Genomic DNA, 1,207 nt, shown 5'->3' on the forward strand with positions numbered 1-1,207 from the left:
CACATTTTATTAGCCAAAAACTAATGTGGATCATTCATAAAGAAAAAATAAAATTTTTTAAAGTTGTTAATCATTTTGGAACCTCGATATTTAATATTATTAGTTAGTATAATTAAAATTTCGCAAATTGCAAGTCCAAGTTAGCCAGCCAAGCTCATCTCATATGAACTCTTATAGTTGAACATTTTTCTTGGATAATGGTTCATCCAATACTCGATAGCGGCGACTTCTTCAGGGGTCGTCTTTGTTGTGCCTTTTGGCAGATGCCTACGAATCATTCGGTTATGGTTTTCATTCGTCCCTCGCTCAAAGCTCGCGTAGGCGTGTGCATAGTAAACTGGACAGCTTACGACCTCAGAGAGCCTTGCAAATTCATGGCCATTGTCAGGGGTAATGGATTTGAAGTCATAACTTTTTTGAAGTTCCACCAGCTCATCATTGACCGCCTGTGCTGTTTTCCCATCAATCAAGCGAATGATCTCCGTGCGGTATTTTCGCTCTGTGAGCGTCAAAAGCACCTTGTTCTTAGCTCTCGTAAGAATGACCGTGTCAATCTCGTAATGCCCCACTTCTAAGCGATTGTTAATGAACTCAGGCCGTTCTTCAATAGACTTACCAAAAGGATGCTTTGGCGCACGAGGTTTGATTTTCTTTGCCGCCTTATACTGCGGATAGAAAAGATGATGACGCTTGGCTTCTAACCAGCCCCAGTTGACCCAATTGTAGAGGCTGCTCAGAGAAACTCCTTTTAGAGCCTGATGAATGACTTCCAAAGAGTCCTTGTCTTCTTTAAGACGTGTACTCACATAACAATCAATCTCAGTCGTGAGTTTACTCGGACGAACACTGTGAGCCCTCAATCCTTCATAATTTTCTTGAGCCTTTTTAGCAGAGTATTTTACCTTCCGCTTGAGCTGGATTTCCCCTCGCTTCATCTCTCTGTCAATCGTCCCATGAGCTTTATTCAATAAGCGCGCAATCTCACGGTTGCTCAGTCCTTCTTTATTGTGCCAACGTTCAATGTTTAAACGGTCTTGATTGGTCAGGTGTTTCCCTTTGCTCTGGCTTGTGATAGAATAGTCTTGCATCTGAATTTCCTTTTTATACTATTTGGTCGAACTTCTAGTATAAGAGATTCAGATGTTTTTTGCTTGACTCAAGGTGGCTATCTTCATTTTACAATTTGCGGTTATAATTAGAAGTATGA

General features: G+C 40.8%; 1 protein-coding gene. It reads right to left on the reverse strand.

Annotated features, from left to right (window positions below; all coding sequences use genetic code 11):
- Nucleotides 1-140 precede the first annotated feature (140 nt).
- A complete protein-coding gene (locus AB0I60_RS37480) occupies nucleotides 141-1,088 on the reverse strand; it encodes an IS30 family transposase (protein ID WP_003130410.1) in 948 nt (315 codons plus the stop codon).
- Nucleotides 1,089-1,207 lie beyond the last annotated feature (119 nt).

Source organism: Actinosynnema sp. NPDC050436 (assembly GCF_040655415.1).
Lineage (GTDB): Bacteria > Actinomycetota > Actinomycetes > Mycobacteriales > Pseudonocardiaceae > Actinosynnema.

Excerpts from the sequence above, each read along its gene's own strand:
- AB0I60_RS37480 (WP_003130410.1), bottom strand. The coding sequence starts at position 1,088 with ATGCAAGACTATTCTATCACAAGCCAGAGCAAAGGGAAACACCTGACC.